This window comes from Deinococcus budaensis, assembly GCF_014201885.1.
GTDB lineage: Bacteria > Deinococcota > Deinococci > Deinococcales > Deinococcaceae > Deinococcus > Deinococcus budaensis.
In genome coordinates this window covers 1-13,134 of record NZ_JACHFN010000007.1, presented here as the reverse complement: position 1 = coordinate 13,134, position 13,134 = coordinate 1, and the positions used below count along the sequence as shown (strand labels likewise).

General features: G+C 69.8%; 14 protein-coding genes. 2 read left to right on the top strand and 12 right to left on the bottom strand.

Going from position 1 to position 13,134, the window contains the following annotated elements:
• Positions 1-45: 45 nt before the first annotated feature.
• The 12 genes from HNQ09_RS10280 to HNQ09_RS10225 form a co-directional block, all read right to left on the bottom strand.
• Positions 46-798 (bottom strand): SDR family NAD(P)-dependent oxidoreductase, encoded by a 753-nt coding sequence (locus HNQ09_RS10280; RefSeq protein ID WP_184028754.1) that lies wholly within the window; start codon positions 796-798, stop codon positions 46-48.
• Positions 799-896: 98 nt separating this feature from the next.
• The gene (locus HNQ09_RS10275) at positions 897-1,484 is read right to left on the bottom strand and encodes a DUF421 domain-containing protein (protein WP_184028751.1); all 588 of its coding nucleotides are present in this window, start codon (positions 1,482-1,484) and stop codon (positions 897-899) included.
• A 16-nt stretch (positions 1,485-1,500) separates the two neighbouring features.
• Positions 1,501-3,213, bottom strand: coding sequence for a SulP family inorganic anion transporter (locus tag HNQ09_RS10270; protein ID WP_221269748.1), 1,713 nt, complete (start codon positions 3,211-3,213; stop codon positions 1,501-1,503).
• A 172-nt stretch (positions 3,214-3,385) separates the two neighbouring features.
• Positions 3,386-5,077, bottom strand: a complete 1,692-nt coding sequence (locus HNQ09_RS10265) for a SulP family inorganic anion transporter (RefSeq protein WP_184028748.1) — start codon at positions 5,075-5,077, stop codon at positions 3,386-3,388.
• 36 nt (positions 5,078-5,113) lie between these two features.
• Positions 5,114-6,841: a sulfatase-like hydrolase/transferase gene (locus tag HNQ09_RS10260; RefSeq protein WP_184028745.1), complete on the bottom strand. Its 1,728-nt coding sequence runs from the start codon at positions 6,839-6,841 to the stop codon at positions 5,114-5,116.
• A gap of 54 nt (positions 6,842-6,895) precedes the next feature.
• On the bottom strand, positions 6,896-7,753 hold the full coding sequence (locus HNQ09_RS10255) for a bile acid:sodium symporter family protein (RefSeq protein WP_184028742.1): 858 nt from the start codon (positions 7,751-7,753) through the stop codon (positions 6,896-6,898).
• 9 nt (positions 7,754-7,762) lie between these two features.
• Positions 7,763-7,948, bottom strand: coding sequence for a hypothetical protein (locus HNQ09_RS18680; RefSeq protein ID WP_221269747.1), 186 nt, complete (start codon positions 7,946-7,948; stop codon positions 7,763-7,765).
• Between the two features lie 129 nt (positions 7,949-8,077).
• Positions 8,078-9,058, bottom strand: coding sequence for a formylglycine-generating enzyme family protein (locus tag HNQ09_RS10245; protein WP_246363284.1), 981 nt, complete (start codon positions 9,056-9,058; stop codon positions 8,078-8,080).
• Positions 9,059-9,200: 142 nt separating this feature from the next.
• Positions 9,201-9,779 (bottom strand): HdeD family acid-resistance protein, encoded by a 579-nt coding sequence (locus tag HNQ09_RS10240; RefSeq protein WP_184028739.1) that lies wholly within the window; start codon positions 9,777-9,779, stop codon positions 9,201-9,203.
• 23 nt (positions 9,780-9,802) lie between these two features.
• Entirely contained in the window at positions 9,803-10,201 is a 399-nt protein-coding gene (locus HNQ09_RS10235; protein WP_221269746.1) for an SDR family oxidoreductase, read from the bottom strand.
• Positions 10,198-10,776, bottom strand: coding sequence for an NADPH-dependent FMN reductase (locus HNQ09_RS10230; protein WP_184028736.1), 579 nt, complete (start codon positions 10,774-10,776; stop codon positions 10,198-10,200). The genes HNQ09_RS10235 and HNQ09_RS10230 overlap by 4 nt, the downstream gene beginning before the upstream one ends.
• Before the next feature lie 48 nt (positions 10,777-10,824).
• Positions 10,825-11,334 (bottom strand): DUF1269 domain-containing protein, encoded by a 510-nt coding sequence (locus HNQ09_RS10225; protein ID WP_184028733.1) that lies wholly within the window; start codon positions 11,332-11,334, stop codon positions 10,825-10,827.
• Positions 11,335-11,591: 257 nt separating this feature from the next.
• Here HNQ09_RS10225 and HNQ09_RS10220 point away from each other — a divergent pair, with 257 nt between their 5' ends.
• On the top strand, positions 11,592-11,816 hold the full coding sequence (locus HNQ09_RS10220; protein ID WP_184028729.1) for a hypothetical protein: 225 nt from the start codon (positions 11,592-11,594) through the stop codon (positions 11,814-11,816).
• 522 nt (positions 11,817-12,338) lie between these two features.
• Complete coding sequence (locus tag HNQ09_RS10215; RefSeq protein ID WP_184028726.1) at positions 12,339-13,025, top strand: hypothetical protein; 687 nt, start codon at positions 12,339-12,341, stop codon at positions 13,023-13,025.
• Positions 13,026-13,134 lie beyond the last annotated feature (109 nt).

The following is a 13,134-nucleotide window of genomic DNA, read 5'->3' as shown; positions in this document are numbered from 1 at the left end:
CCAGCGGGGGCCGCTTGCCCCTCCGCCCCTCTCAGCCCCCGCTCCCTACTTCGCCAGGTAGCCGCCGTCCGCCGGGTAGTAGCCCCCGATCATCAGGCTGGCGCGGGGGCTGCACAGGAAGACGACGAGGTTGGCGATCTCCTCCGGCTGCCCCATCCGGCCCATCGGGTGCAGCGAGGCCAGGTGGTCGAGCGCCGCCTGGTCTTGGCCCAGAATCGGGGTCTGGATGAAGCCGGGGCCGACCGCGTTCACCCGCACGCCCTTTTGCGCGTACTCCAGCGCCGCCGAGCGGGTCAGGCCCACCACGCCGTGCTTGGAGGACACGTAGGGCGAGGAGTTCTCCCAGCCCACCTGCCCCAGGATCGAGGCGATGTTCACGATGGCCCCGCCCTCGCCGCGCAGCATGGCGGGAATCTGCGCGTGCATCCCGTAAAAGACGCCCAGCAGGTTGACTTCAATGACCTTGCGGAAGCCTTCCGGGCTGAGGTCGGCCACCGGGTTCGTCTCGCCGCCGATCCCGGCGTTGTTGCAGGCGGCGTGCAGGCCGCCGAAGCGCTCCACGGCCAGGTCCACAGCCCGCTGGTGGTCCTCAGGACTCCCCGCGTCCGCGATCAGGGTCGCGCCCTCACCGGAGCCTGCCTGCCGCATCAGCCGCAGCGTCTCGTCCATGCCCTCCTGCTTCAGGTCGGTCAGGACGACGTTCGCGCCCTCCGCCGCGAAAGCGAGCGCCACCGCCCGCCCGATGCCGGAGCCTGCGCCCGTGACGAGCGCCGTTTTGCCGTTCAACCCCAGGTCCATAGCTTTTCCCTCCCTGTGCTGCTCTTGGTCGTCTGTCCTGTGCCTCCGCGCCTGGTTGCCCCGTCCCCATCTCCCTTCCCGGCTACGCGCCCTGCCAACTACTCCAGCCGGATGCGGACCGTCTGCACCCCATCTTCCACCTTCACCTCCAGCACGCGCGGCCCGCTGTCCTGGGAGACCATGCTGATCTGGCCGTTGCGCTCCAGGTAGGCGAGTTTGATGTCGGACGGGTCCGTCGTCCGGCCTTGCAGCCGCAGCGCCTGGTCGAGGTCGTTCCTGGCGACGCCGGTTTCCCGCAGTCCCTCCATCTGGAGCTGGCCGTCCTTGATCAGCAGCACCGGGTTGCCCTTGACGAGCGGGCCGAACCAGCCACTGCGGTAAGCCAGCCGGACGAGGAGCGCGTGCAGGCCGATCAGGACCAGCCCCGCGCCCAGCGTGGGAAAGAGCGGCGCCGAGGAGTTGATCGCGCGGCTCATCACCGAGCCGAGCATGATGCCGATGATCACGTCGAAGGCCGACGCCTGGTTCAGGAAGCGTTTGCTCCCGATCCGGACCAGAAACAGCGAGAAGAGGTAGATCAGGATCGTCCGCAGGGCCATCTCGAACCCGCCCACGTCGGACACGCTGCGGTCGTAGTCGAGAAACGTCTCGATCTGGACAGCCCATTGTTGAAGCTGTTGAAACATGCTGCCTCCTGGTCTCCTACGCCCGCTTCATCCGCGGCGTGCCCTGCCGCGTGCTGCCCAGCCAACCACTCGCGGAGGCCACCGCCTGCGCAGTCGAGTCCCCGACCACCTCCCCGGCGGGCACCACATGAACGGAACCGCCCATGTCGAGCTTGCCCGCCTCCCGCAGTTGCTCGCCCACGTCCTCGTCCACCCCGCTGAGGTACAGCCGCCCGCCCACCTCCGCGAGGTCGTCGGCGTAGTCGTCGAGCACCTCGATCAGGGTGGCGCCCACCCGCGTGCGGCCCCGCAGGCGCAGCACCACCGCCGGACGGGCGCTGCCCTGGGGGCTGGGCAACACTTCCCGCAACGTCCGCGCCCCCGCGAAAAAGAGGCTGCCGTACACGTCGAGCACGGTGATCTCCTCGCTGGGCAGGGTCTTCGGCGGGACAACCTCGGCCACGCGCCCGTCGGGCAGGGTGACGCGCTCGCGCACGGTCACGTCGCTCGCGGACGAGGACAGGAACAGGATGACCGTCAGCCCCACGCCCACTGCGACCGCGACGGGTACCGACAGGAGCAGCGTCGCCACGAAGGTCACCAGGATCGACCAGCGCGCCGCGCCGCCCGTCTTCCAGATGGAGCGCACCTCGCGCGTGTTGATCGCGCTGATCCCCGCCTGGATCATCAGCGCCGCAAGCACCGCCATCGGCACCCGCCCGACGAGACTGGGGAACAGCAGCACGATGGCGAGCATCCAGACGCCGCCGAAAATGCCCGCCCAGCGGGTGCGGGCGCCCACGCTGACGTTCAGTGCCGTCTGCCCGACCGAGCCACCCGCCGGGATGCCGGAGAGCAGGCCGCTCGCCGCGTTCGCCACGCCCTGCGCGATCATGTCCCGCGAGGGGTTGACCGGGCGCCCGTCGGGGTTCTCCACGCTCTGGCTGACCCCCGCCCCCTGCACGGCGATCACCACCGCGAGCGAGAAGGCCGCCAGCAGCAGCGGCACCGAGAGCAGCGAGAGGTTCGGCAGCGTCAGCGTGGGCAGGCCGCGCGGAATGGGGCTGACGTCCGCCACCTGCTCCACCGCCCCCCAGCCCAACAGAACGGCCAGCAGCGTCGGCACGACCAGCGCGACCAGGGAGGCCAGCGTGGCGAGCCGGGTCCGCGCCAGCCCGAAGACGAGGGCGAGGGCCACCACGCCGGTCAGGATGGTGGGCACGTTGAACTGCGCGGGATTGCGCAGCAGGTCCACGAACTGCACGATCTCGTTGGCACCCCGTGGGCTGTACCCCACCAGCGGCGCGAGCTGATCGAGGACGAGCACCGCCGCCACCCCGGTCAGGAAGCCGGTCATCACCGCGTGCGAGACGAAGCGCACCAGCCTCCCGAGCCGCAGTACGCCGAAGATCGCCAGGAACACGCCGACGAGCAGGACGAGCAGGAACAGCGCCCCGTCGCGCTGGGCCGCCGGGTAGCCCGCGATGGCCTGCCCCGCCGCCAGGGCCGAGGCAGTGGTGGTAGAAATCTGCATCAGTTGGGCGCTGACCAGGGCGCTCCCGGCGACCGGCGCAGCGATGCTGGTGTAGAGGCCGTAGACCGGATTCACCCCCGCCAGCGCCGCCGAGGCCAGCCCGTCGGGCACGCTCACGACGGCGTTGATCAGCCCGGCGACGGTGTCCTGCCGCAGTTTGCTCCAGCGCGACTCGCCGGGGGCGGCCTTGGCGGTGGCGGGCATCGGGTCACTCACGGTCGCCCTCCCTGCCGCCCGTCCCTGGTGAGGGAAGAGGTTGGGACTCGGAGAGCTGCGAAGCAGACTGGTGCAGCTCCGCAGGAGAGGGGGTGGACGGGCGGGGCAGCCTCAGGAAAGAGACGGACAAACCGCTGAGGCACAGCCCGCCCGCTTAACACCGCCCCACGCCTTAATCCTTCCATGCCGCCACTTCGTCACTCACGTCCACGTTGTCTCCAGATTGACGCAGCCACTCCGCTGCCGCCGACACCGCCTCCCGCGTTGACCCCCCCAGGACATCGCTCGCCGGAATGATGACGACCTCCTGGTCGAGATCGAACCGGCGGGCGCGCTGGAGGCGGGCACTCATCTGTTCGTCCATGCCGACCAGGTAGAGGCGACCCCCCGCCTGGGCCAGGTTGTGCGCGTAGTCGTTCAGCACCTCGATCAGCGTGGACCCGATCTGGTAGTTGCCGCGCAGCCGCAAGACCACCACCGGGCGCTCGGCCCCGCCAGGCTTCGGCAACAGGTCCCCGAGCGTGCGGGCCGCCGCGAAAAAGAGGCTGCCGTAGACCTCGAGCACGGTGACGCTGCGGCTCGGCAGTTCCCTGGGCGGGTCCACGATGTGAATCTCGCCGTCCTCCTGCTGCACGAGCGCCCGCACCTGCACCGTCCGGGTCGCGGAGTAGAAGTTGAACACGATGGCCGTCACCACCCCGACCGCGACCGCCGCCGCCACCGAGACGAGCAGCGTCGCCAGGAAGGTCACGGCCAGCACCCAGCGGCCCGAACCGGCAGTGCGCCAGATGAAGCCGATGTCCGCGAAGCGGATCGCGCCCACCCCGGCCACGATCATCACGGCGGCAAGCACGGGCATGGGGACCAGGCTCACCAGGCCGGGCACCAGCAGGATGATCGCCAGCATGGACAGGCTGTGGAAGATGCCCGCCAGGCGGCTTTTCGCCCCGGCGCTGACGTTCAGCGCGGTCTGACCGACCGAGCCGCCGGTGGGCATCCCGGAGACCAGGCTTCCGGCGATGTTGGCCGCCCCCTGCGCGAACATGTCGCGGGAGGCGTTGGCCGGGCTGCCGTCCGGGTTCCGGTAACTCTGGCTGATGCCCGCGCCCTGGATGGCGACGACGACCGCGAGGGCGAACGCCGAGAAGATCAGGTTGGCCGAGAGCAGGCCGAGGTCCGGCAGCCCGAACGGCGGCAGGCCGCGCGGGATCGTGCTCACGTCCGACACGATCTGCACGTCGGCGGGCCGCCAGAACGCGACGATGGCGGTCGGAATCGCCAGCCCGACGAGCGAGGAGACGTTGCTCAGCCGCGTCCGCGACAGCCCCACGATGATGGCGAGCGCGAGCAGCCCGACGACGGTGGACTGAAGGCTGATCTGGCCGACATTCCGCAGCAGATCGGCGAATTCCCCGAGGCTGGTCTGGCCCTGGGGGCTGTAACCGACGAGCTGGGCCGACTGGTCGAAGACGAGCACGAGCGCCACCCCGGAGAGAAAGGCGGTCATCACCGGGTAGGAGACGTAGCGCACCAGCCGCCCGGCCTTCAGCAGCCCGAACAGCACCAGAAAGGCCCCCGCGAGCGCGACGACCAGGAACAGTGCCTCGGCCCGCTGGCCCCCCGAGTAGCCCGCGATGGCCTGGCTCGCGGTCAGGGCGGACGCCCCGGTGGTCGCCACCTGCATCATCTGCGAGCTGGCGAGGAGGCTTCCCACCGCTGGCGCGACGGTGATGGCGTACAGGCCATAGACCGGGTTGACGCCCGCCAAGGCCGCCGTCGCCATGCTGGACGGCACGCTCGCCACGCCGTTGACCAGCCCGGCGACGAGGTCGTTGGGGAGGGTACGGAAGTTGAGGCCGCTCATGGGGGCGGGACGCTTCCTCTGGTGGGGGTGCCCCGGTCAGTCATCCCCGCTCGCCCCGGCCTTCGCCTGCTTGTCCTTCACCTCGCGCGTGCCGAACATGTTCAGGTCGAAGGGGCAGTCGTCCTCGCCCAGCTCGTGCTCGATCAGGGCCGTGAGCTTGCCGAGCATCTGCCCCACGAGCGCCGGGTCGTACCCCGGGTGGTCCAGGCTGCCGAGGTTTTCCATCTCGCCGGGGTCGTCGCGCAGGTCGTGCAGGGTCACGTCGCTGCGGGCGTACAGCTCGTTCAGGGTGCCCGGCTGGACATACTCTTCCGGGCTGAACCAGCGCACCAGCTTGTAGCGCCCGTCCACGACCGCGCGGAAAAAGGTCCGGCGCGAGAAGTCCGGCGCCCCGTACTCCTCCCCCGTCTTGCGCAGGGCCTCTTTCAGCCCCGCCTCGTCCAGGCCCAGGTCCGTGAGGCCGCCCATTGCCCCGGTGGCGTTCCACTGCGGGTCGAGCATGTTCAGGCCGTCCCACGTGATCAGCGCCCCGTCGCCCGGCTGCTGGGCGCTGCCGCGCGGCCCCGTCTGATCGGGCTGCTGGATCACCCCGCGCAGGGACCGCCCCCTGAGCTGCGGATACCGCGAGTGCCGCTCCTCCTCGCTCACCCCCGCGAAGTCGAGCAGCGTGGGCACGAGGTCGAGGTGCGAGCCGACCGAGCCGGTCTTCTCCCCCTGCGGCCCGCCCGGCACCACCGCCGTCAGGTTGACCACGGCGGCCTCGTCGTAGTGGATGGCGCCCTTCTGGTGCATCTGGTGGGCGCCGTTCATCTCGCCGTGATCGCTGGTGTAGATCACGATGGTGTTCTCCCACAGGCCCCGGCGGTCGAGCGCGTCCAGAACCTTCTGAAACTCGGCGTCCACGAGGCGCATGCAGTTGATGAGGTAGTTGCGCCGCGCCTTCCACAGGTCGTCGCGGCTCTCGGGCGGTGCCCCATACGTGAGGCGGATATTCTCCTGGTAGGAGCGCACGCCGGGCGGCTGCCCCGAGAGGTCGTCGTGGAGGTTGGCGGGCAGCTCGGGGTCCCAGTCCTCGAAGAAGCCGAGCTGTTGCGCCCCGTGGAGCTTGGGCCGCATGATCGGCTCGCCCTCGCCCCACCGGAACTCGGCCTCGGGGTCCGAGTAGAAGTACATGATGTCGTGCGGGTTGACCATGCTGGCGACCAAGAGCCAGGGCTGGTCCACGTCCGGCGCCTTGTTCTCCAGCCAGTCCACCGCGTGCATGGCGACGGTGCCGTCGAGCATCTCGCCCTGAAGGGGAGAGCCGAACATGTCGCCCCAGCCCTGGTAGTCGGAAAAGCCGTACGGTTCGAGCATGTCCTCGCCGGGCTGCGACTCGCTGAGATGCCACTTGCCCTTGAAGACCGTGTGGTAGCCCTGCTCGCGCAGCATGGTCCCCAGCGTGGGCACGTCGGGCGAGAGGCCGTGCGGAATCCAGGCGAAGTTGGTGTTGTCCCACAGCCCGACTTTCTTGGCGTGCTGCCCGGTCCACATCGTCGCGCGGCTCGGCGTGCAGATGGGCACGGTGCAGTAGTGGCGGTCGAAGGTGACGCCCTGTTGCTGGAGGCGCTCCAGGGCGGGCAACTCGACCCCGTCGGGCAGCTTCATGTGCACGTCCCACTGATCGATGCACAGAACGAGGATGTTAGGCCGCTGCCCTCCGCCGCGCTGTCCGTCCTTGAGCTGTGCTTTCTTCTGTTCGTTCCCGCCGTTTTCTTTCGTCATACGGTTCCCTCCCTGAATTTCCCGCCGTGAGCTGCCCCACGAGATGGGTGACGATCAGGCTTTCTCGGTCTGGCCCTCGTTGTCGCGGCTGAGCCTGCGGGCGAGGAAGAGCAGCATGACGATGCCGATGGTGTTGGCGAGGGTCAGGATCACCAGCACGTTGGGGTCGGTGAAGTTCTGGGTGGCGATGATCAGTCCGGCGGCAGTGTTGCGCTGCGCGGTGCCCAGGCCGCCCACGTCCTCGGTGTGGTCCTCGCCCTTGCCCAGCACGTACCCGATGCCAAACGCCACCAGCACGAACACGACGCCGAGCAGGATGGCCCCCGTCCCCACGATGTTCAGCATGTTGGGCAGGTAGCCGATCAACGTGGCACCGAGCACCACGTACAGGGCGTAATTGCCGATCTTGGCTGCCCAGGGCTGGATCGCCCCCGCGAATCCCTCCAGAAACTGCACCAGCAGCATCCCGACGGCGATGGGGAGCAGCAATTGCAGGAAAAGCGCGCGCGCGACCGCCCAGGCGTCCACGGACACGCCCTCCAGCACCAGGGGCAGCACCAGCGGCGCGTAGATCACCGTGCCCACCATCAGCAGCAGCATGGTGGCGGCACCCAGGGCGATGTCGTGCTCGGACGCCTGGGTGAGCTTGATCAGGAAGGGCGCCCCGGCGCACAGCGCGAAGATCAGCAGGCCCGCCTCCAGCGCCGGGTCGAAGGTAAAAAAGTTTGTCGCCAGAACCATCACCAGCGGCGCCAGCACGAAGTTCGCCAGCAACATCTTGAGGACGAAGGGCCACTCCTTCCAGTAGCGCACGATGTCCGACGGCTTCTGGGTCAGGCCGACGTTGAGCATGGTGGCGATCACGAAGATCGGGACGGTGAACCCGGCGAGCCGTTGCAGGAACTCAAACATGGGTGCCCCTCACGCCCGCCGCCTGACGTAGCGGTCGCGGTTGGCGTAGCCCGTGCTGCCCCAGCTTCCCAGGTCCAGCAGCACCGCCAGGATCAGCCACAGCCAGCTCAGCGGCGGCAACCCCAGCGGGGTCCACAGCAGGACGTACAGCAGCGTGGTGAAGGGCAGGAAGATCACCCCGAGGATCGGCAGCAATCATGCCCCGCCGAACGCAGCGGTGAACAGGACGGGCCGCGCCAGCCAGATCAGCAGCACGCCCAGACGGGGAAACAGACCCGCGAAAATACCGAACAGACAGCCCATACGTTCCTCCCTCGCCGGACCTCACGTCGCCCGGACGATGCAGCGAAAACCGATGTGACCCGTGGACGTGTCCACCGCCTCGCCCTGGCGGGCCGCCGGGCGGTAACGCAGGCAGAAGTTCGGGGCGCACAGGTGCGAGCCGCCCTTGAGGACCCGGCGGGGGATGTGCGAGTCAGGTCCGTCGTGGGCATGGCTCCCCTGTGCCGAGTCCACCCGGGGGTTGCGGGGGATGCAACAGGCCTCCCCCACCTCGCCCGGGTGACGGGGCCGGAAGAAGTCGCTCGTCCACTCCCACACGTTGCCCGCCATGTCGTAGAGGCCGTAGCCGCCCGGCGGGAAGATGCACACCGGGGAGGTGCCCGCGTAGCCGTCGAGTTCCAGGTTCAGCCACGGGAACTCGCCCTGCCAGGTGTTCGCCATCTGGTGCCCCCCCGGCGCGAACTCGTCGCCCCACACGTAGGTGGCGCCCTCCAGCCCACCCCGCGCGGCGAATTCCCACTCGGCCTCGGTGGGGAGGGTCTTGCCCATCCAGGCGGCGTAGGCGGCGGCGTCTTCAAAGGCGAGGTGGACGGCGGGGTGGCGGTAGCGTCCGTCGAGGGTACTGCCCGGTCCCTCGGGGTGCTTCCAGCACGCGCCGGGGACGTAGGCCCACCACGCGCCGAGATCGCGCAGGCTGACGCGGTGCGGCGGCGGGCGAAAGACCAGCGAGCCGGGCACCAGCAGGGCCGGGTCGGCGCCCGGATAGTCCGCCGGGTTCGGCGCCCGCTCGGCCACGGTGACGTACCCGGTGGCCCCCACGAAGCGGGCGAACTCGCCGTTGGTGACCGGGTGCTCGTCCATCCAGAAGCCGTCCACGGTGACGCGGTGGGCGGGGCGCTCCTCGGGGTAGAACCTGTCCGAACCCATGCGGAAGGTGCCGCCGGGAATCCAGACCATCTGGGGGAAAGGAGCGGGGGCAGGGGGCTGGCCCTGGGCTGGAGCGGGAGAGGACGAACGGGTCATGGGCCGGGCCTCCTTCAGGCGCGCGTCGTGGGCGTCTGGCGCTGTTCGTGTCAACTGAGGCGCAGCGGCTCCCACACTTTCTGGCGCCCACCTTGTGTCTGACTTCACACTCCCTGGGCCTGGCCCACCGCGCTCAGGCGGCCTACAGGTTCCGCAGCCGGAAGCCCAGCAGGATCAGCACGATGCCCGCCAGGACGGCGTAAAAGCCGATCAGGTACGCGGTCGTGATGATCCCGGCGAGCGGGTTGAACAAGAGCAGGAGGCCCAGGATCACGAGCAGCAGGCCGCTGAGGCCGACCAGCCATTCGCCCGCCCCGGGAATCTCTGCCCGCCAGCGGATCGCCGCGACGATCTCCAGAATGCCGCGCACCAGCGCCCAGGCGGCGATCAACCACAGCAGCGCCAGCACGGTCGCGCCGGGGTTGACGAAGGTGATGACCCCCGCGACGATGCCCAGCACCCCGCTGAGGATCAGGGGCCAGCGCACGCCCCCCGAGCGTGAGGCAAAGCCGCCGATCAGCGTGGCGACGCCGTCCACGAAGGCGTAGGCGCCGAATACGATGGCGAGCGACAGGAAGGCCGCGCCCGGCCAGATCAGCGCGAGGATGCCGAAGATCAGGGTCAGCACGCCGCGCGCCACCGTCCAGCCCCACGAGGAACGGGCAGCGGCACGCAGCGAGGACGAGCGGGGGGCGGGGCCGAGGTCGCTGTTCTGGGTCATGTCGGGTTCCTCCCGCAGAGAAGTCAGTGCGCGGTCTGCCCGCCGTCCACGACGAACACCTGTCCGGTGGCGAAGGAGGCCAGCGGCGAGCAGAGAAAGAGCACCATGCCGCTCATCTCCTCCGGCGGCCCGGCGAGGACGGCCCCCCGCCGCATCTCGGGGTCGTCCAGCCAGCGCCGGGTCATGGGCGTCTCGACCAGGCCGGGGGCGGGGGCGTTGACGCAGACGCCATCCCTGATCATCTCGACAGTCTCATTGGCCTCGTCGGCGAGGTCGCCGATGACCACCCGCGCCCCCTGGCGGGCAAAGGCGAGGGAGGTCGCCCGCCCGATGCCCGTGCTGCCCCCGGTCACGAGGACCACCTCGCCCGTGTAGTCCAGCGTCATCCCCTGGGCGGCCATCGCGTTCGCGCCCTCGGTCATGCCCCCTCCTTGCCCCGCTCCAGCCGCCGCGTCCACTTGATGAGGGCTTCGAGCTGCTGACGGATGAAGGCGCGGGTCGTCTCGTCGATCAGGTTGCCCTCCTCGTCGAAGCGGTCCTGGGCGTGGCCGATCATCACCTCCGGCTGGTTGAGCGCGAAGACGTTGAGGTACACGAACATCTTCCGCAGGTCGTACTGCGCCCGCGCCGTGGCGATGGAACCGATGCTGGCCCCCATGATCGCCGCCGGTTTGCCGTCGAAGGAGTTGTCGCCGTAGGGCCGCGAGGCCCAGTCAATGGCATTTTTCAGCACGCCGGGAATGGAGTAGTTGTACTCGGGCGTCACGATCAGCAGGGCGTCGGCCTCGCGGATGCGGCGCTTGAGTTCCCTGACCTTCTCGGGCGGGTTTCGCTCCTCGTCCTGGTTGTAGGCGGGGAGGCCGTTCAGCTCGAAGGTCTCGATGACGGCGCCGTCCGGGACGAGTTCGGTCGCGGCGCGCAGGGTGGCGCGGTTGTAGGACCCCTCGCGCAGGCTGCCCGCGATGCCGAGGATGCGCAGGGGAGTGGTGGTGGTCATGGGTGGACTCCTGGGAGACGAGGGGAAGGGGGAGGATGCGGCCCAAGGTCAGGCGCCTGTTCGCTGGGCCGCTTCTTCCCCTTGCCGGTTGATCTGCCGCACCTCCTCCCGCCGCCGCGCGAGCCGCCGGGCCGCGCGCTCCCCCGCCTGCCGCAGCGCCTCTTCCAGCCGCGACTCCCCGACCACCACCACCGCCGACTCGCCGGGCGCGAGGGTGGCGGCGAGGGCTTGCAGTTCCCGGCGCGGCAGCCCGGCGCGCAGGTGCCCGGTCACGCCCCCCGCGAGCGCCCCGGCGGCGGCCGAGAGCAGCAGCGAGGCCCTCAGCAGCCGCCCCAGCAGCAGGCCGAGCACGGCGCCCAGCACCGCGCTACGCTCGGCAGGCAGCGCGCGGGTGGACAGCCACACCTCCCCCGAGCCTGGGTCCCGGGTGATCAGGGCGGCCCCGTAGGTGCCCAGCAGCCCGGTCCGGTGCAGCGCCGAGACGGCGGCAAAGTCGTCTTTCGCCTGCCCAGGGTCCTGAAAAGTCGCCTGATAACGGAACGGTCGGGCGTCGGCCATCGTTCTTGCCCCTTCCTGAAACAACGCAGAGAGATCGGCAGTCGGGAAGACTGAGGATGAGGGGGGACCCGCCTAGCGTGGGGGAGCAAACTGTCTGAAAAGTGAGAGGCCCAAGAAAGCGTGCAAATCTCCGCCTCACGGTTCGGCCGGGTCGGACGGCGCGGGCCGGGGCCGGAGGAGGCCGCCGCACTGTGGTATATCGGGCGCAGCGGACACGGACTGGAGAGACCTGGGGGGAGACACCCGGAGGAACGTCTATGTGGAACACGTTGTCGATCGTCGCCGGTGTCCTGGCCGCTCTCGCGCTGCTGCTGGGCTTTATCCCTCTGCTGGGCTGGACCAACTGGTTCCTGACCCTGCCGCTTGCGATCCTGGGGCTGATCTTCGGCGCGGTGGGCCGCAGCCGACCGGGCCAGGTCCTCAACCTGGTGCTGATCGCCCTCGCGGCGCTGCGGCTGTTCCTGGGCGGCGGGGTGCTGTAAGGCCGGTCTCGCGGTTTCTCACCCGGGTCTCACGATAGCTCACGGTCTGGCGCCTCAGGCCGGGCGCGCCATGCCGGGAGCCGGGCCAGCACCGCGTTGCCCTGGAGGACGGCCTGAGGGAGCGCCCCTCTCTCCTCTGCCCGTCGGCCCCGGCGCGCCTCCAAACCACGTGACTTCCAGAGCCAGGGCAGCCGCTTTGCTGGCCCTGGCTGGGTCGGTCCCCTGAGGGCTTGAGACGTGGGGACTGGCCCTCCGCGCGGGAGGGCGGCTCTGGCGCCTGCGTGCCCACCCGGCCCCCCCCAGACAGGGGGAGACACACAAAAAAGGCCCTGTCAGACGGCTTGCTGTTTCGAGTTCGAACCGTTCGACATGAAGTGTGATGAACCTGTGATTTTTAGAGGGGTAGAACTCCTTTCAGCAGCCAACCATAGACAGGCCTCTCCAGTTTCCCCGGGGCTTTCGCCTCTCTGGGGGCTGCTCGGCCCTTCTCGCCCTGCCCCCCCGCCCCTGAAAGGAGTTGACATGGCCCTCTTCGGTGATCTGGAACACCACGCACTCACCGATCTGGCAAAGGTCCTCAGATCCCAGACCGGGACCCTGTTTTTTCACGAGGCCTACCAGAGCCGCACGCTGGAACTGCTGCTGATCCGGGGACACCTGCGCGCCGCGTACCTGGACGGCTTTCCGGTGCAGCAGCCGGCGCAGGTCCGCGACATCCTGCGCGAGCTGCGGGCGCAGGGCCGGGGAGCCTTCGAGTTCCAGAAACGGGACTTTCCGGCTGCGGCTCCGCACTTCTACGACCTGCGGCTGGCCGAACTGCTTGAGGCGTCGGCCGAACTGCTGGTTCCGCCGGACCAGTTGCCGCACCCCGACACCCGCTTCGTGCCCACGGCAGCGGCGCTGCCCGTCCCGGCTTCCCTGGAGGGCGCCTGGTCCCTGCTGGCGCCGCACCTGCTCGCGGGCGCCAGCGGCGCGGAACTCGCCGCGCGGGTGGCCCGCCCCGAAGCGGAGGTCCTGGCAACGCTGCACCGGCTGCGCGCTGCCGATCTCATCGCGCCGCAACGGGCGGCGGCCCCGGTCGCGGCTCCCCTCACCGCCGCCTCTCCCCCGCCCACTCCCGGCATGGACGGGAGTGCGCCAGCGGCTTCGGCGCCGCTGGTGCAGCGTCTGTTGGGTGCGCTGCGTCGCCTGACCGGAGCGCGCGCATGACTGGCCCGCTCTTTCCCCCGGACCCTGCCCGGCCGGACCTCCTCGCCCCGGACCCCTCGGGTCCGGACCTCGCCTGGCCCGCCGCGCCGCTCAAGCTGGTCGTCTCCGG